This is a genomic window from Lacticaseibacillus kribbianus, assembly GCF_020180945.1.
Classification (GTDB): Bacteria; Bacillota; Bacilli; order Lactobacillales; family Lactobacillaceae; genus Lacticaseibacillus; species Lacticaseibacillus kribbianus.
On sequence record NZ_JAIPUL010000003.1, the window covers coordinates 275377 to 292851 of the forward strand.

Genomic DNA, 17475 nt, shown 5'->3' on the forward strand with positions numbered 1-17475 from the left:
CCTGATGCTCGCGATTACAGCGTCTGCCAGACACCTCAATCGGTGATTCGACCTCAACAGTAGGGCGTAGGCCTGGGTGGGGCAGCGCCGGAAGCGGAAGCCTGGGCGAGCCAGCGTGACATTGCACTTAGCCGGCGGTTTTGGCCGGCTTAGTGCAAGGGCGGGTCCTGAGACCGTACTTTGGGCTCAGGAGAGCCCCACGCGGACCATTGTCCAGGCTGGAGCTGGAGGTGCTACCCCGCCCGGGCCGGAGCCCGGCTAGTGCCCCAGCACCAGCTTGCGGTAGCGGACGCGCTGAACGGCGCCGGCGAGCAGCCACGCGGCGGCGGTCCAGGCGGCGAGGATGATGAAGGCCGTCGCCGGGGTCGCGGCGCCGAACGGGTCGGCGTGGGCGAGCAGCGCCGGCGGGTTGGTGTAAAACGCCGGCAGAAGCTTTTGCACTGCGACCGGCAGGACGTCGAGCGCGTGCAGCGGGGCGATGAAGAAGGTGGCGGCGGTGATGGTCAGGGTCATCAGGAGGTTGCCGGTGAACTGGGTGACCAGGAAGGCGACGCCGGAGAGGAACGCGGCCCACGCCCACCAAACGCCGAGCTGCCAGACGATGTCCTGCCACATCGGCGTCAGGGTGACGCCGGTGACAGCCGAGTGGATCGCCGGCTGCCAGATGCTGCCAAGCACCGTGCCGGGCACCACGGCGTTGACGGCCAGGGCGAGGCCGAACACCGCGGCCAGCACGACGGCGATGGCGGCGAGCGTCAGCCCGGCGCGGGTCGCGGCCATGCGCAGGTCACCGCGCGGGGTCATGCGCATCAGGTTTTCCGTCTGGTGCCGGGTGTCGAAGCCGAACACCGCGGCCATGACCAGTGCGACGTAGCAGAGAAAAATCCAGGTGAGCGTCGTGCCGGCGTTGAGCTTGTAGAAGTAGTGCTTTTGGCCCTGCACGACGGTCCACTTGTAGACGTGGGAGCCGTACCTAGAAAACAGCCCGTGCACCTTGGCCATCGCGGTGGTCTGCTCGGCGACGGCCGGCAGCGCGTTGATGTCATGCTTAACGTAGTAGCCCAGCACCTTCTGCATCGTCTCCAGCTGAAGCTGCGGGGTGGTGTAATCGTTGTAGATGAAGGTGCCGAGGTCGTTCATCTCCGCAAGCTCCGGGTGCTTGTTGATGGCGTTAAGCGCCAGGCGGTTGACAGCCACGAAGTCGTGTTCGGCCAGCGGCTTTTTCATGGTGCCCAGCACCTTGATCGCGAGCGTTGCGGTGTCGTTGTGGTTGAACTGACGGAGGCTTGTGACCTGGTCCTCGAGCCGGCGCGGCAGGGCGTCGACCATCGCCTTCTCGGAGGTGGTGGCGTAGTTGGGGATGCGCATGCCGCGCATGTAGTGGTAGGTGGTGGGCAGGATGCCGAGGGTGTGGCCCAGCGGCACCGCGAACATCAGCACCAGGCCGATCAGGGCGGCCAGGTGCAGCAGCCAGGGCTGCTTCTTGAGCTCTAGGGCGAGTAATCCGTGCATGGTTCCTCCCGCGGGCCGCCGGGGCGGCCTAATCATTTTTTAATCAGTTTATCACTAAGATGGCGCAACCGCTATCATTTTTCGGCCAAAAACGCGGTGAATTTCTTGCGAATCTCGGCGCGCACCTGCGAGATCCGCTGGTGCGAAAGGTGGAGCTCGCGCGCGATCGTCGCGTTGCTCGCCCGCTGATACGCCAGCGCGAACACGCGGCGCTGGAGCGGGGTCAGCCGCGGCCACACCGCGGCGATGGTGGCCCGCACCGCCACGACCGCCGACCGGTCGGGGGTCTGGCGCGCGTCCAGGGCGAGTGCGGACCAGGCCGCGCGCTCCCGCGCCTTCCTGCCGGCGTCCTGTCTGACCCGCGTCAGCAGGCTGTAGCGCAGCCGCCACGCCAGCAGGTGGCCGAAGTCCGCGGCCTGCGCATCGGTGAAGCGCGCGTGGTTGGCGGCAATGAAGCGCCACGCAATCTCCAGCGCCTCACCGTAGTAGCGGTCGAGGGGCCCGAAGCGCTGGGCCGCCCGTCGGATCACCGGATCGTAGCGGCGCAAAAGGGTGTCGATGTCTCCTGTCATCACAATGCCTTCTTGTGCGCCGGCGCTGCAGCCCCGGCGCGGGTATTCATCGATGATGACGTCAGGGTAACGCCGACGACGCACGGCCCCAACCCGACCTTTGGCCCACCGAACGCCGGTGTGACGGGGCTTGTGCGATGGGCTGAACCGAGGAGACGAACGAACCGCGGTCCGGCCGGGTTGGGCGTGGTGCAACGCCGATCAAAAAATCTTCGGTGTGAGCATATAATTCGCCATTTTTGCAACCGCTTGCTAAAATGCGAGTATTAAAGGTTGAGGAGGCAAATAATGGGAATTACCAAGCGTTATCCTTTGGTTGAGTTGAGGCTGGATGGGGTGCCGGTCGCTCCGCCGGCACTGGCGACGATGGACTGGGACGACGGCGAGATTATGGAGGACGTGGCGGTGCTGCTGGAGGTGCACCACGATCCGCAGGGGGTGCGCAGCGTGCTTTTGGTCGCGGGGCACTGGTACCGCAGCGCCCGAACGCCGGCCGCCCTGATCGACCGTGCTCGCGCCGGGCTGGCCGGCTGCTGGCTGAACGTGGCCAGTTACGGGCGCCAAGCCGAAGCGGAGTGCGGCAGCGCCGCGCTGCCTTGGACGGTGACGTTCGGGCGCAACTACCTGATGTGCCTGACCCGCAGCCCGCTCGGGGCCCTGTGGCTGGGGATGAACCGGGTGCAGGACGTGCGGTGCCTGGGCCCGGCCGGTTTCACCTGCCGCGTGCGGCTGGCGGATGGGCCGCACACGCTGGCCCTGGCCGCCACCCCGATGAGCCCCGCCACCTTTGCCGCCCGGGCGCGGGCGGCAAAGCGCCTGCACGCGCTGTGCGCGGCGGCGTTCACGGAAGGCACCCGCGCCTACACCCGCCGGCCGCTTCATCGGCGGTAAGCCAAAAGCAGCTCCCGACGTCGTGGCGTCGGGAGCTGCTTTTGTGTGCGGGCGTGGCGGGTGCGAACTGTGCGCCGAGATCCGAGCCGACAAGCCGGTGCCGTGCGCACCGCGAGCGCCGGAGCCGCGCCCTCAGGCGAACAGCGCAGTGGCGGTCAGGCGCCCCACGACGCCGTCCGCCGTCAGGTGCCGGGCCTTTTGGAACGCGACGACGGCGGCCTGGGTGTTGCCGCCGAACACGCCGTCCAGCCCCTTGGGGTCAAGGCCGAAACACGCCAGCGCGGCCTGCACCAGGTGGACGAGGTCGCCGGCGCTGCCGCGGCTCAGCGGGGGAAAGGCCGCCGCCGACCGCGGTCCGAACACGCCATCCACGACCAGGTCCGCGCCGTACTTGGCGTTGAGCGTTCTCTGCACGGCGCGCACCAGCGCCTGGTGGGTCAGCGGGCCGAACTGACCGTCGGGGGCCAGTGAGCTGCCGAAGTGCTGGTTCAGGTAGGTCTGCAGCGCGAGCACGGCGGCCCGGTTCGCCTGCGCGGCCTGCGGGGTTGCGCTCGCGCTGGGTTGCGGCGCGGCCGGCTGGACGGCCGCGAGCGGCGCCGCGGGTTTGGCCAAATTAGCCCAGTCCGCCGCGTTGCCGTTGAACACGTCGAAGTCCAGCGCCCCGGACCAGCCGGGCAGGCGGCCACTTGCGGTGTACTGGAACAGCGTCGCCTTGGGCCACCAGCGCGGCGGCGCGGGCAGCGGTCGCGGGGCGTAGCCGTTGACCACGTTGTAGTTGTTGTACTGCGCCAGCCACAGGCCAAAGCCCGCGGCGGCCACCTTGGCCCAGTTGCGCGCCTGCTCCTCCGAACGGTTGGTGTAGACCAGGGGCCGCACGCCGGTGAGCGCGACGACGCGCTGGAGAAAAATCAGTCCGTGGTCCGGTCCGGCCTGGCTGAGCAGCGGCGCGTCCTCGATGTCCAGGGCCAAGAGCGCCTGGCCGAGGTAGGGTCGCACGACGCCGACGAAGTAGTCGGCCTCGCGCACCGGGTCGTTGTTGCGCAGGTAATGGTACAGCCCAATCAGACGCTTGGCGGCGCGCGCCTGCGCGAGGTTAGCGACCATGGCGGGATTCTGGTAGCCGACGCCCTCGGTGGCCTTGACGATGACGAAGCTGGCGGGCGCGCTGCCGGCGTCGAGGTAGCGCCCGTTCACCTGGTTGTTGCTGGAAATGTCGATGCCGTTCAATGTCATGTTGATCATCCTCCTTTGTGGCCTAAACAAGTTTTGCGGCAAAAATTGCTAGCCCCCCCTAGCGCTTTTTCCCGTCCAACTTGTTTAAGGGGTGTCGGCACGAGCGAACAAGGCTCAATTCTGGCCGACGGGGAGGTGAACGCGATGCAAGTACTCGAATCACTTCGCCTGGTGTACAGCTACGCCAGCGACGACGATGCAACCGACGTGATCACGCGGTCCTTCAGCGCCTTAGCGCTCGATGCCAAGGACGATGAAATCAATGCCGTCGGCGCGGCACTGACCGGCCTGACGCCCGGTCGCCACCTGTCCCACATTCAGCTGACCAAGGTCTACGAGGTCGCCGACGACCAGCCGCAGACCAACGCGTAGTGGCGGGGAACGACGACACGGGTAGCCCGACCCGCTAAGCCCGGCTTGGGTCGCCCTCTAAACGGGCTCCCCGGCGCAACGGCAATTCGTCTAGCTAGGGCTGGCACTCGGGCCCAAGTGCGGCTCAAGCACCAGATCTACGCTGGCCGATTGCCTAAGTTCGCGCCGCTCCGCCCTCTAAACGGGCTCCGCACGGCAACGCGGGCGCGGTCTGCTACGCACGAGCACTCGAAGCCAAGTGCGCTTCTAGCGCTCGCGCTAGGCAGCCCGACCCGCTAAGTTCGCCGTGCTCCGCCCTCTAAACGGGCTCCCCAAGCCGACGCGGGTGCGGTCTGCTACGCACGAGCACTCGAAGCCAAGTGCGCTTCAAGCACTCGCGCTAGGCAGCCCGACCCACTAAGCCCGCCGTGCTCCGCCCTCTAAACGGGCTCCCCGGCGCACCGCGGGCGCGGCTAGCTACGCCCAACCGCTCGGGCCCAAGTGCGGCCCAAGCGGTTAGGCTAGGCTACCCGACCCGCTAAGTTCGCGCCGCTCCGCCCTCTAAACGGGCTCCGCACGGCAACGCGGGCGCGGCCTGCTACGCACGAGCACTCGAAGCCAAGTGCGCTTCTAGCGCTCGCGCTAGGCAGCCCGACCCGCTAAGCCCGCCGTGCTCCGCCCTCTTCGAAAGGAGGTGAACCTAATGAATGATTCCGTTCAACTGCGCTTGATTTTTGCCACCAGCGATGGGGCGCGTCGCACGCTGTCCTTGAGCAACATCTCGGCCAAGCCAAGCGCCGAGACGGCCGAGGCGCTGATGACCACGATTGCCAACACCAACATGTTCGTCTCCAAGGGCGTCGTGCTGTACGCGCGGCCGCTCGAGGCGTGGTACGTCGCGACAACCGTCGAGCAGATCTACCAGGCCTAGGCCATCCGGGGGTGCGCCCCCGGTACATAGACGAGAGGGGGGAGAACGATGCGCTTAGTGCTTTTGATGCTGGCCTTCGTCAGCGTGAACCTGGAGTACCTATTTCTACTCCTGTACCTGCTGCAAAAATACACCCCGCTTCAGGTCGTCGCGGGTTACCTCGCCGCGGATGGCGTGCTGATGGGGCTGAGCTACGCGCTCGGGCTGGGCCTTCAGCTGATCGTGCCCGACTGGGTGACCGGCGGGGTCGGGCTGGTGCCTTTGGCCTTCGCGCTGAGCGCCAAGGCGCCGACGGATCCCGCGCAGTCGCCGCCGGCCGCCGCGGTGACGGTGTGGGTGACGGTGCTGACCGTGACGACGCGCTGCCAGCTCGCGCTGTACCTGCCGATTCTCACCGGAACCGGTGGCTGGGAGGCGCTGGCGGCGTTCGGCCTGATCGCCGGGCTGACCGTCGCCGTGGTGCTGGCCGCAAGCACGGTGGCGCGGCACCCGGCGTGGGCCGACGAGATCGGCAGGCGCAGCCAGGCGCCGACCAAGGCCTGCTACGTGCTGGTCGGCGCGTACGTGATGTGGGATTCCGACCTGCTGCAGCACCTGGAGACGGCGGTGGAGGCGGCGCTGACGGCGCTTGGAAGATGAGCACGAATATTGAATTATCCAACACAATGAATAACAAAAAATGTGCTTTCAATAATGGACTGAATTCTTTTTAGATGACGCCATTCGTGGTATTATTAGCGCAAGCCTGTATCTTAAAAAAACGGGTGAGCGCTTATTCTATAACATTCTCGGAGGAGAGAAATTATGAAGAACAAGAATCTGATTATGGCCGACGGGATCTTCGGCCTGATTGCCGGGATTCTGCTGCTGATCGGGCCGTTCCTGATCACCGGCGCGGCCCTCAGCGACGTGACCGGCGGCTCCGGCAACACCAGCGGCACGGCCGGCCTGCTCCTGCTGCTGCGGCTTGGCGCATTGGCACTGGGCATCCTGACTCTGATCTACTACAAGGGCACGAACCTCGTCAAGCCAGCGGCACCGGTCCTGCTGATTGTCGGCGGCGGCGTGGCCCTCATCCCGTTCCTCGGCTGGGCGGGCGGCATCGTGGTCATCGTGGGTGGCGGCATCGCCTTCGCCAACCTGAAGAACTTCCAGCCCAAGCAGTAACGACAAGCGCCTTGGCGCGAGGGACAAGGCGAGACGTAGGCGCGGCACGGTCGCGTCACGGCTGGCGGCGTATGCCGGAAGCCGAATTTTTGGGTGGTGCCTAGACACCATTTGCCCTCAGTCGCGATGCCGTGTGGTAACATGGAGTCAAGACGGGGAGGGGATGCAATGGCAACGACGGCAGCGGCGCGCGATGCCGCACAGGAGCGGCTGATCGCGGCGACGGATGAGTTGATGCAGCACAAGGGGCTGGGCAACTTCAATGTGAACGAGATCTGCGTGCTGGCGCGCGTGGACTACGCGACCATGCGCAACACGTTTCGCAAGGACGAGCTGATCGACCTGGCGGGGATGCGGGCGTTCGCGCGGTTCTACCGCCAAGCGACCGCGGAGGCGACGGCGGCCGGGCTGAGCTTGGCGGAGCGCATCACGCGCTTCGCCGCGTGCGCGCGGAAGTTTCGCGCCGGAATCCCGGGCAAGGGGTTCCAGCAGCTCTTCTTGCGCCTTCAGCAGTCGCCGACCCACGCCGCGCAGCTGGAGAAGTGGAACGACGACGTCTGGGCCGCCATCATCGCGTTGGGCCGTGCCGATGGCTCGGTCGCCGCGACCGGCGACGAGGCGACGATTCGCCGCTTCCTGATGATCCTGGTGGACGCGCTGATCGACCCGCGCCCGGGCGACGACCCGGCGGCCCTGACCGCGCTGTTCGTCAACGGCGTGCGGTGAGTTCCTACTATATAGAAATGTTTGGCTGGTGAGGCCCCGTGCGGCGAACGCACGGGGCTTTTTGCGCGCCGGCGGCCGTGGACGGGACCGGGTCGTCGGACATGTCGCCCGGCACGTGAATAGCTGCCGGACATGTTGCCGGGCAAGCACCTCGGCCAGTCGCCGACCGCTTCGCCGGGGCAAGCCGCCGCGCCTTCGCAAACTGGCGCCGAGCAAGTCAGCGAACCCGCCACCGGGTCGTTCAGGACACCACAGGACCCGTCGCCAGGCGGGCTGCCTCGGAGTGGTCCACTCGCACCGGTTGGGTCGGCCGCGCGGCGGGGAGGACGGGCCGCAAGCACCCGCGGAAGCCGTTAACCCGCGATACTATGCGGTTTTGACGACGACAGTCGGAAAAATCCGCGAAAAGTTTGTGACATTTTGGACAGACTTTGTGAACCTGCCGAGGAGGCGACAAACCCCGTTGTGGCGCGGTTTTGCGGCCGTTAACCGCGAAAGTTTCGTGTTACAGTTAACACGCTTCATGACAACGGCGGCGAATCGTTAACTTGGATGTAACAGCGCTGTAACTTTGGTCTGCTATATTCTTAACCAGTGAAGTAAGGGAGTGTATTTTATGAAATTCGCAAAATCAATCACAGTGGCTGCCATCATGACCATCCTGGCAGCAGGCACCTTCAGCACCGGCAACACCGTTTCCGCCGACGATGTCACCTCGGCGAAGTCCGCGCTGAGCAGCAAGAAGAGCGAAGCCACGACCTTGCTTAAGGAACTGCAGACGGCCCAAGAGAAGGTCGCCAAGATCGATAACAAGGTCTCCGACAAGACGCTGGCCATTATCGACACCAAGAAGAATATCAGCACCACTGAAGACACCATCCAGAGCTACGCGGCTAAGATCGCCAAGGAGAACCAAGAGATCAAGAGTCGCAAGGCCGTTTTGAAAAAGCAGCTGGTCTCCCTTCAAAAGAAGGCCGGCAACTCCATCACCGGTAACGTCTACGTCGACTTCGTCCTGAACGCGCGCGACCTGTCCGATCTCGTGTCCCGCGGCGTCACCGTCAACAAGCTGAACTCCGCCAGCAAGGATGCGCTGGACGCCGTCAACGAGGCCAAGGCCAAGGTGAAGACGCTCAAGGCTTCGCAGGAGAGCAAAAAGGCCGACCTCGTCGCAACCAAGGACAAGCTGGTTGCCGACAAGCAGGAACTGACCGAGCTGCAGAAGCAGGCCAAAAAGGACTCCGCAGCCCTGGCCAAGAAGCTCGCCGACAACAAGGATGAAATCGCCGTCCTCGAAAAGAAGCTGACCACCGCCACCGCCCAGGCCGCCGCACTGAAGGCCGCCGCCGAGCAGGCTAAGGCCACCGCAGCCGCTCAGGCCGCCCAGGCTGACGCCATCGCCAAGGCCACCAGCGCCGCCGCCACCGTCAAGAAGACCACGACGCCGGCCGCACCGGCTGCCTCGAGCACCAGCTCCAGCACCACGCACCACACCAGCAACAGCAACTCGAACAGCAACTCCAACAGTTCTAACGGCAGCAGCTCCAACGGCAGCAGCTCCAGCAACGCCGGCTCCAGCATCAGCGCCGGCAGCTTCTCCAGCATGATCGCCGCCGCCAAGTCCCAGCAGGGCAAGCCTTACGTCTGGGCCGCCGCCAACCCGTCCGTCGGCTTCGACTGCTCCGGGCTTGTGATGTGGTCCGCCGCCCAGGTCGGCATCTCCCTGCCGCACCAGGCTTCCCAGCAGGCCCACTACGGCTCCGAAGTTTCCCTGAGCAGCCTGTCCGCCGGTGACCTCCTCTTCTGGGGTGGCCGCAACAGCGCCTACCACGTCGCCATCTACATCGGCGGCGGCCAGTACATCCACGCGCCTCAGGAAGGCGATGTGGTCAAGATCGCGACGATCAGCGCCGGCTTCATGCCAAGCTTCGCGCGTCGCCTGTAATTCAATAGTTAACACCGCGACCGGTTTTGCCAACAGGCAGGGCCGGTTTTCGTGTATCAGGCGGGCAAGCCGCGGGCCGGCGACGACAGGCGTCGGGTTCGCCGCGCGCGGCGCGTGATTCGGGGTGGAAGCCGCGTCACAGGGGCGATTGCGGCTTTTGACAAATTGGTATAGATGAGCGAACTTCGATTAAGTCTTGACTCGTTTCGCGAATATAGCGCTTTATATTTTGATAAATCACATTAGATATCGGCGATGATCGGTAGGCACAACCGCCTATGGACGGGACCTCACGCGATTGCCTGCGAAAAGCGGACACGTGTTGCGCCTTGGTGTACGAACGCTGGATGTAACAAATCACCCAAAAATATCAGTATTAATATTCCGAAAAAGATGTACAATTGGGCTAATATTTTGTAGGATGGACTGGCATAGTTAATTGGTTTACTAACTATAACTCAGAGGTTCACCTCTGGGCCGACATTCTTGCGTGTATCGTGACGCGACATTAATTTTCGGGGCAACGTATAGGTTTTGATCCGGCGGGCAATCAACCGGGGAACACCTTGCATCAACAATGACTGGGGGGTTATTGGCGATGAAGCAGCAACTGGCACAACTCAGGCGACTCGGTCGTCTATTAGGCGCAGCAGTGAGCCTAATGGGCGTCTTTTGGGTCGCCTATTTTGTGCTGGCTAATGCGTTCGCCGGGGCCAATGCCGATCCGGTTACGTCAAGCAACACAGCCATCGTTCGTGAGGATGGTGCGCAGGGTACTGTACTAGAGCAATCCCAAACATATGCTCAGGAGTTTCCGGAGACGGCGAATGATTACCTCAACGTTGCCCAGCACTTCACCATTTTCACTAACAAACTCACACGTGAGACCAATGTCAACGGCAACATAGCAGCTGGCACGGTCGTATCCACTAGCGGTAATGGGGGCAAGACACCTCCTGAACTGATACGAGATCTCGTGAAAGACGCGAATGGGGTCGCACACGACGTTTACTATTATCAGAATAACGGGGCTAGCCTGATTCCGAAGGTCGATGACGACGAATCGTTGAATCCGAAAATGGTTCTCGGCTCTGGAATTCAAGGAATTCACGAGATTAACAACGGCAAGCCGTTCACGGTTAACGGCGGACAGCTTCAGCTTGATAATGGACAACTCTTCCAAGAAAATTCCAATACGACTTACATCAATATCGCCGCCGACATGGCAAATCTCAAGGGGATATCTGAGGCGGTCGCGGTTGACACTAATCAGACGCATCTAGATCCAATTTATCCTAAACCTGGTACGACTGATACAGAGACTGGAACGTCAACGGACAATGCTAATACTGATGCTCCACAGAATCTAACTGTTTTTGATGCCAATAACGGCGGGGGTACAGATAAGTATAACGACACCTATGAGAATGCCTATGCGCTCAAATTAACCAAATATGCTCTGAACACCACAGATCCGTTGGCCGGCGCCAAATTCACCATTCAATATCCAGTCTATCCAGCACAGTATACTGGAACGGAAACGCCCGAAATTAGTTCATGGGCGGATCTCAAACCTGGCGTCGAGGTACCGGTAACGGATGATGATGGTAATCCCACTTATGATGCGAACCATAAATTGATTACCCAAAAAGTTAAGCTCTATGACTCCCAGCACCAAGAGATTACAACGACGGGACCTTCGACGGCCCTGACAGTGGCTAAAGATGGCCGGTACGCGGGTCTCTACCTCCTAACGACAGATGCGAACGGGCAGATAAATGTTGCGGTGAACGTTTCGGGTAATTATCAATTTAAGGAGGTTGCGGCACCTGATGGCTACATTATGCCTCAAGATGTTAACACAGATGTCACAACGTTCCGCACGAGCAACACTCCGATCGCGCGAGAGTTCGATATTGATTATAACGAGATTATGAAGGGCGCAAAGCTCTACTTTGTCAACATGGACCTCTCAAAGAATGCGGCCCCGATTGAGATTAATATTAACTTTTCGAACGCACCTGCAGTCTGCGATTTCGACGCGCCGGACACCTACTTCATTTCCCCCGAGAATTCTCCCGCAAACACCACTGAGGCGTTGAAAAATATCACAATCGTTCCGCATATTGACCTGTCCAATGCGGACGTTCGTGCGGCGAATTATAACAAGATTCTTTGGAACTATAAAGGTACCAGCGCAGAGCATGGTGCAAAGATCACGCTCAACAACGATTACTTCTACGGAACGATTCTAGCCCCCACCTCAGAGCTGTTTGTTAAAGGTGCGCACATTTTTGGCTCCTCAATTTTCAAGTCAAGTGCAACGATGATAACGAATTCTTGATAGTGGTCTAGGCTGTTACGCCATGCATCGGTAGTAATCGCATGGGCGAAGATAGTTCAGAATACGTCTGGGACGATGGTTCAGTGCGGATTGGACTGCTTGAATTTCAACCAGGGTAACGGCTCTGAGAGACTTCCCTTTCGGGAAGAATTCCCTAAGCAGTCCATTGGCGTTCTCGTTTGTGCCACGCTCCCAAGGCGAGTACGGATGTGCGAAGTAAATCTGGGTTCCAACAATCTCTGATAACTTGGCAAACTCGGAACCATTGTCAAAAGTGATACTCTCAAATTCCTTGGCCCCGTAGTCGTCAATCGTGTCTTGCAAGGCTTTAAGGCAGGTGCCCGCATGATAGTCAGGAATCTTGACGATGATCTCAGTCCGGCTGTACCGTTCTGTGAGCGTCATTAATGCTGGCTCATCAGCTAAGCGAATACCTTTGACCAAGTCGCCTTCCCAATGTCCCACGCCTGTGCGGTCATTCACGGCCGCAGGACGCAACTCGATTGAGTCGCCGTATGTCTTCTTATTCTTGCGCTTGTGGGCGTTCTTATAGCCTTTGATGCGGCGTCGGAGCTTCTTGGGAAGTGTCATGTTGTCTAGCTCAAGCAGCCCGGCGTCGATGTAGCGATACACAGTTGTCGTTGAAGGGCAAGCCTTGCCCTGGTCGCGATAGAAGTGTACGAAGCTATCAACGCTGTGTACGCGCGGCTTACGAGTAAGCTCCCTGGCGAGAGCCTTGAAGAACGCACGGCCGGTCTTAAGAAAGGCGTAGTGACCGGTTCTATCGCGTTTACGGTCGTGCATGGCTTGGGCAGTTTCCGCAAGATAGACTTGATGCGAGTGACGCTTCGAGTCGAGCTGAGTTACAGATCCACGCGTGATTTCTCGTGAGATTGTCGCTTTACTGCGATGAAGCTTCTGTGCAATCACGGTCGCGGTGTCACCAGCAGCCCGAAGGGCCTGAATTGTAGCACGGTCGCTAAAACTGAGTTGTTGGTAATGCTTGTGGGTGTTAGTCTGAGAGTGGGTCATGAAGATTCCTGCTTTCTTGTTTAGCTAGTACTAACAAGAATAGGTCTTCATGGCCTTTTTGGTCTAGTCGTCAGGGTGTTGCACTTGAATTGTAAACTGGGGGCACATTTTTGGCTCAGTTATTGCAGATAGTGTCAACATTGATAGTGGCGAGGTGTGGCGCTGAGATCTGTCTTACCGGCCGTGGACTGGCTCCAATGATGATCGGTCTAACAATCGTGTTGTCTATAACACCCCAGTTCCGAAAACAGAGGCAAAGACAACTAATATCCATGTAACCAAGAAATGGCTCGATTTAACGAATAGCAAGGCAGGTGCTGACTCAGTTACCGTTCAGCTCTATCAGCGAATTACCGACCCCGACGGCACAACACATGACAGCAAAATGGCGGATAATTCGCTGACGCTGTCCGAGGCGAACGACTGGAATGGTTGGTTTAAAGATCTGCCCACTCGGGATGACAACGGTTCACCGATTACGTATTACTTCACCGAGGATTCACCACCGGAAGGTTATACACCCGTGTACGCCCGTGGCGCGGTAGACGAGAGTGGGAATCAGGAAGTCTCGGTGACCAATACCAAGTTTGGTTTTGACATCAAGAAGGTGACTGTGGGTGGTACAACCCCGCTGGCCGGAGCTGAGTATACGCTGACCGATGTTGCTAAACATTCGGATACTTCTATTAAAACCAGCGACGCCACGGAAGCAAGCCTCACACCTATGACACAGGTTAGCCCGGGCACATATTTGTTGAAGGAAACAAAGGCGCCAAAGGGGTACAGACTTGATGCCCATTATTATGGCTTAAGACTCGTCAGCAAGGACAACAACCTTGCGGATGGTTCGGACTTTGAGTGGGAGCAGATTACGCTACTTGCCAAGGACGTTATCGACGCAGAGGACCAGCTTGCCAAGGGTGGGACAACGTGGCGGCCCTTGGATAAGCCAGAAGCAAGCGACATTAGCGGTGTCAGCGGTTATTTCGCAGATTCGGTTAAGTCCAATCTCGTACATTTCATTCAGGAAGATGCGATGCAGCCGCTGACCATCACCAAGATCGGGAGTGACACAGGAAAGCCACTTTCGGGAGCTGAATTCTCTTGGCAGCGGGCTAGTGACGATTCGATTGGACTCACCAGCAACGCGGAAGGCGAGCTGGTTGCCGAGGTCATTAAGGGCAGTCCGACCACCAGCCTGACGCTTCAGTCGGGGACGCTTTTCACGTTGACAGAGACTAAGGCGCCAGAGGGTTATAAGCCGTACACAGAGCCAATCTACCTTTTGGATGGTAAGCTTGTGAACAACAAGGGCGAGCCACTCTCAGAAGACGAGCTTGCAGATCTGCCAGTCAAACTCACGCTGGGTGACGATGGGTACGCCTTGACCTTTAAGGACGATCCCGACGCTAGACCTTGGCACGTCAAGGTCGTGAAGCTCGACGCGAACACCAACAAGCAGATAGATGGATCAAAGTTCACACTCAGTCCATCACCGGGGGACTCGGCCACAAGTGTTCTGACGCCCACCGCGACTGACGGCAGTGATGCCGCTGAGCTGGCGATGGGCGCGAAATACAAGCTAACGGAAACTCAGGCCCCAGATGGCTATGTGCCGCTGAATGGCGACATCTCCATCGTCACGCAGACGACCGACGACCCACCCGCCATTTACTGGCAGGGGGGGCAACTCGACGACGAGAAGGATGCTTCCGCCTCTAGTCACCAGGTCACCTGGCACGTCACTGGCGATCACGTCATCACCATCACGGTCAAGGACCCCAAGAAGGGCATCCTGCCCAAGACGGGCGGGACGGGGCCGCTGGTGCCCCTGATTCTCGCGACGATGACCTTCGTGGCGTCAGCCGGTATGTTCTTGCTGGCACGCACCCAGCGAAAGGCGGGTGAGCGCCGATGAGAAGAATGCTTAGACTCGCCATCACCCTGCTGATCGGCGTCGCCGTGGGCCTCGGCCTGCGGGGACACCCGGTCGCCGCAAGCACCACTGTGACCGTCCACCCGCCGAGTGCGGTCGCGTCTCGCGGGCACCCGCGCTTCACCGCCTACGACATCACGTCGTACGTGGCTAAGCGCGAGGCCGCCGGCGAGACGCTCGCCGAGCTTCGGCTGCGCCTGCAGGGGGCAGACGCCAGACGGCTGCGCCAGTTCGTGGCCAACCACCATCTGGAGGTTGCCGCGTCCGGCACCGAGAGCCTGGTGGTGCCAAGCGCCAACCGCGACTACCTGCTTTTGCAGGACACGCCGGCGACGCTTGACTTTGCCGGGTACGCCCGGACGCTGGCGGTAATCGTCGAGGTCACACCGACAGACGGCGTGATCGAGGCGTACCCCAAGCCGGTGACGGAGGCTGCCGCCGTGTACTTTTACAAGTACGCGACGCTGGTCGATGGCACCAAGACGCCGCTTGCCGGCGCCCGCTTCGCCCTGACGCGCACCCACCGCGGCGCCCGTCAGTACCTGAGCACCGCCGGTGGTTGGGTGACCAGCACCCAGCCGTTGACGGACGCAAGGGTGAAAAAGGTCCGCTCGGATGCCTCGGGCGCGGTGCTTCTCGACCGCGTCCGGCTCCCCGCCGGCACCTACGTTTTCCGTGAAGTCCAGTCCCCCCAGGGCTTCATGATCTCGGCCAAGGCCAAGAACGTGGTGGTGCGCGTCACCACCACGGACATCTGGGTCAACGGCCACCGGCTGCGGAACCTGCTGGATGGACACATCCAGGCGGGTGAGGCGGCCAGGGTCGGCCTGCGGGTCTACAACCCGCAGCGCCCGGCCGGTCCACCTGGCAAGGACACGACGCCGCCAACGCCGACGCCGTCGACTCCGGGCACGACCACGCCGAACAACCCACACTCAAGCATTTGGCCACACCTGCCGATCACCGGCGGCTGGCTCCCCCAGACCGGGGAGGCCCGCTCCGCCATGGCAATTTTGGGGATTGTCATCATCGGCATTGCACTATACTTTTGGTTCCATACCAAGACGAATAAGAGGGAAAAGCAATGAAAAAAGGACAACTCAAGCATCTCCTTGCCAGCGCGCTGCTGATCCTGCCGCTGGCGTTCCAAGCTGCCGTAGGGGTTCAGACCGTAAGCGCGGCAGGTGAACCAACGGACGGCGCGGTCAATGTTACGTTGCACAAGCTGAAATATACGGAAGGCGACAAAACACCAGATATTACCAATACCGGTTCGTTGATTACGGATCTTCAGGGTGCTACACCGCAGGATGGTGCGACGTTTGTTGCATATAACATCAGTAACTATTACCAGGGTGTTCTTGCACAGGTTGCCAAGGATGCCTCGAATACGACTTCCACAAAACAACAGGAAGCTGCACAACAGCAAGCCGAAACGGACTGGAAAAACGGGGCACCTAGCGCTGAAGTTTCTAAAGATAACCCTCAGGTTGAGACTGATGTTGATCACACTACAGCTAATGGCGGATTGACGACTTTCGAGAATCTTCCTCTGAAAAATCCTGATGGGTCATACGCAACATACGCATTTATTGAAACCACTACCCCCGCTCCCCAGGGACCTGACGCTGATACCACGGTTGTTAAGGCCTCACCACTGATTGTCACGATGCCAATTTATACGCAAGAAGATGGAAAAGACACGTTGAACAGTGATATTCATCTTTACCCAAAGAACACGGTCTACAAGACTTTGGATAAGGACATGACGGCCGTGAATGGAGCTGCAATCAAGGATAGTGCTGTCGGCACAGGCGGTACCGTCGGCACGCAAATTGGGGATAAAGTAACTTACACAATCCACAACGCTTTGCCGGCTGATTTTCACACACTGAAGGAATATACGCTTACTGATACAGCAGACAAGGGTCTTAACATCGACCTCGGCTCAATTAAAGTAACGTATACAGATGCAAAGCAAGTTCAAGTTGATGTTCCGGCCGGAAACTTCCGCATTTCACCAAAGTATCTGGCGTCGCAGGACGATGCTTCTGATACAGCTTCAAAGGATCTGAACGGCTTTGTTCTAGATTTGCAACCAGGCGCATCAACCACGGATCATGCTATTCCTGACGGTGCAACCGTTACCGTAACATATGATGCAGTTATCACCAAAGGTGCGGAGATCAACCAAGCAATTAAAAACACGGTAACTGTCACGCCAGACATTACTACTACGAGTACGCACAATCCTAAGGTGGGCAAGATTCAGTTCACCAAGATCGATGCCAATACCAAAGCAAAACTGGCAGGAGCAATCTTTGTGGTTTCGCGTGTCGTAAAAACTGATGCAGGCGATGAGACTCAGTATGCGACTCAAGACAAAGATACCTTGGAGATTAGCAAAGAGTGGACTACCGACGAAGGTGCAGCCGCTAAATTTACGACGGATAAAGATGGCTTGATTCAAATTTCTGGCTTGGCCTATTCCGCGGATGTTGTGAACCCCGAGAGTGGCGACTATGTTCTGGGCCAGCAATACACTGACAAGGCAGGCGACACTCAGACGGCCACTTACAACCTTGTCGAGTATCAGGCTCCAGCCGGTTACACCAAACTGGCGGAAGCCATTCCGTTCGCGGTCGTATCAAATGACGGCGATGTGCTGCTGAAGACCATTCAACTTGGCACAGATGTTAAGAACTCACCTAATGGTATCCTCCCACACACCGGTGGCATGGGTATCTACATCGTCATCGTGGCCGGCCTGGCCATCATGGCGGCTGGCGTCTTCTTCCTGCGTCGCGGCAAGCACCACGAAGAAGTCTAATGCTT

At 59.7% G+C, this 17475-nt stretch carries 15 protein-coding genes; 11 read left to right on the forward strand and 4 right to left on the reverse strand.

Annotated features, from left to right (window positions below):
- Positions 1-258 precede the first annotated feature (258 nt).
- Both LE416_RS10450 and LE416_RS10455 read right to left on the reverse strand, forming a co-directional pair.
- Positions 259-1512 (reverse strand): hypothetical protein, encoded by a 1254-nt coding sequence (locus LE416_RS10450; RefSeq protein ID WP_225048514.1) that lies wholly within the window; start codon positions 1510-1512, stop codon positions 259-261.
- A gap of 74 nt (positions 1513-1586) precedes the next feature.
- Positions 1587-2084, reverse strand: a complete 498-nt coding sequence (locus tag LE416_RS10455) for a sigma-70 RNA polymerase sigma factor region 4 domain-containing protein (RefSeq protein ID WP_225048515.1) — start codon at positions 2082-2084, stop codon at positions 1587-1589.
- Between the two features lie 288 nt (positions 2085-2372).
- Between LE416_RS10455 and LE416_RS10460 the strand changes: the two genes are divergently transcribed.
- The gene (locus tag LE416_RS10460; RefSeq protein WP_225048516.1) at positions 2373-2975 is read left to right on the forward strand and encodes a hypothetical protein; all 603 of its coding nucleotides are present in this window, start codon (positions 2373-2375) and stop codon (positions 2973-2975) included.
- A gap of 132 nt (positions 2976-3107) precedes the next feature.
- Here the strand turns inward: LE416_RS10460 and LE416_RS10465 are convergent, their stop codons facing one another.
- Positions 3108-4208 (reverse strand): GH25 family lysozyme, encoded by a 1101-nt coding sequence (locus LE416_RS10465; protein ID WP_225048517.1) that lies wholly within the window; start codon positions 4206-4208, stop codon positions 3108-3110.
- Positions 4209-4352: 144 nt separating this feature from the next.
- On the opposite strand from LE416_RS10465, the gene LE416_RS10470 reads away from it, so the two are divergent.
- The 7 genes from LE416_RS10470 to LE416_RS10500 all read left to right on the forward strand — a co-directional run bounded on the left by LE416_RS10470 (position 4353) and on the right by LE416_RS10500 (position 11672).
- Entirely contained in the window at positions 4353-4580 is a 228-nt protein-coding gene (locus tag LE416_RS10470; protein ID WP_225048518.1) for a DUF1659 domain-containing protein, read from the forward strand.
- Positions 4581-5262: 682 nt separating this feature from the next.
- The gene (locus LE416_RS10475; RefSeq protein ID WP_225048519.1) at positions 5263-5490 is read left to right on the forward strand and encodes a DUF2922 domain-containing protein; all 228 of its coding nucleotides are present in this window, start codon (positions 5263-5265) and stop codon (positions 5488-5490) included.
- Between the two features lie 48 nt (positions 5491-5538).
- Positions 5539-6129: a hypothetical protein gene (locus LE416_RS10480; RefSeq protein WP_225048520.1), complete on the forward strand. Its 591-nt coding sequence runs from the start codon at positions 5539-5541 to the stop codon at positions 6127-6129.
- A 165-nt stretch (positions 6130-6294) separates the two neighbouring features.
- On the forward strand, positions 6295-6657 hold the full coding sequence (locus LE416_RS10485) for a hypothetical protein (protein ID WP_225048532.1): 363 nt from the start codon (positions 6295-6297) through the stop codon (positions 6655-6657).
- A 168-nt stretch (positions 6658-6825) separates the two neighbouring features.
- Entirely contained in the window at positions 6826-7383 is a 558-nt protein-coding gene (locus LE416_RS10490) for a hypothetical protein (RefSeq protein WP_225048534.1), read from the forward strand.
- A gap of 616 nt (positions 7384-7999) precedes the next feature.
- Entirely contained in the window at positions 8000-9328 is a 1329-nt protein-coding gene (locus tag LE416_RS10495) for a C40 family peptidase (protein WP_225048536.1), read from the forward strand.
- A 598-nt stretch (positions 9329-9926) separates the two neighbouring features.
- The gene (locus LE416_RS10500; protein WP_225048539.1) at positions 9927-11672 is read left to right on the forward strand and encodes a SpaA isopeptide-forming pilin-related protein; all 1746 of its coding nucleotides are present in this window, start codon (positions 9927-9929) and stop codon (positions 11670-11672) included.
- Between the two features lie 15 nt (positions 11673-11687).
- Here the strand turns inward: LE416_RS10500 and LE416_RS10505 are convergent, their stop codons facing one another.
- On the reverse strand, positions 11688-12704 hold the full coding sequence (locus LE416_RS10505) for an IS30 family transposase (protein WP_225047419.1): 1017 nt from the start codon (positions 12702-12704) through the stop codon (positions 11688-11690).
- Between the two features lie 268 nt (positions 12705-12972).
- Here LE416_RS10505 and LE416_RS10510 point away from each other — a divergent pair, with 268 nt between their 5' ends.
- Genes LE416_RS10510 through LE416_RS10520 form a run of 3 tightly spaced genes read left to right on the forward strand, consistent with a single transcriptional unit; the run spans position 12973 to position 17470 of the window.
- The gene (locus tag LE416_RS10510) at positions 12973-14622 is read left to right on the forward strand and encodes a SpaA isopeptide-forming pilin-related protein (RefSeq protein ID WP_225048745.1); all 1650 of its coding nucleotides are present in this window, start codon (positions 12973-12975) and stop codon (positions 14620-14622) included.
- The gene (locus LE416_RS10515; RefSeq protein ID WP_225048541.1) at positions 14619-15728 is read left to right on the forward strand and encodes a prealbumin-like fold domain-containing protein; all 1110 of its coding nucleotides are present in this window, start codon (positions 14619-14621) and stop codon (positions 15726-15728) included. Before LE416_RS10510 ends, LE416_RS10515 begins: the two co-directional genes overlap by 4 nt.
- Entirely contained in the window at positions 15725-17470 is a 1746-nt protein-coding gene (locus LE416_RS10520; protein WP_225048543.1) for a SpaH/EbpB family LPXTG-anchored major pilin, read from the forward strand. Before LE416_RS10515 ends, LE416_RS10520 begins: the two co-directional genes overlap by 4 nt.
- The last annotated feature ends 5 nt before the right edge of the window (positions 17471-17475 follow it).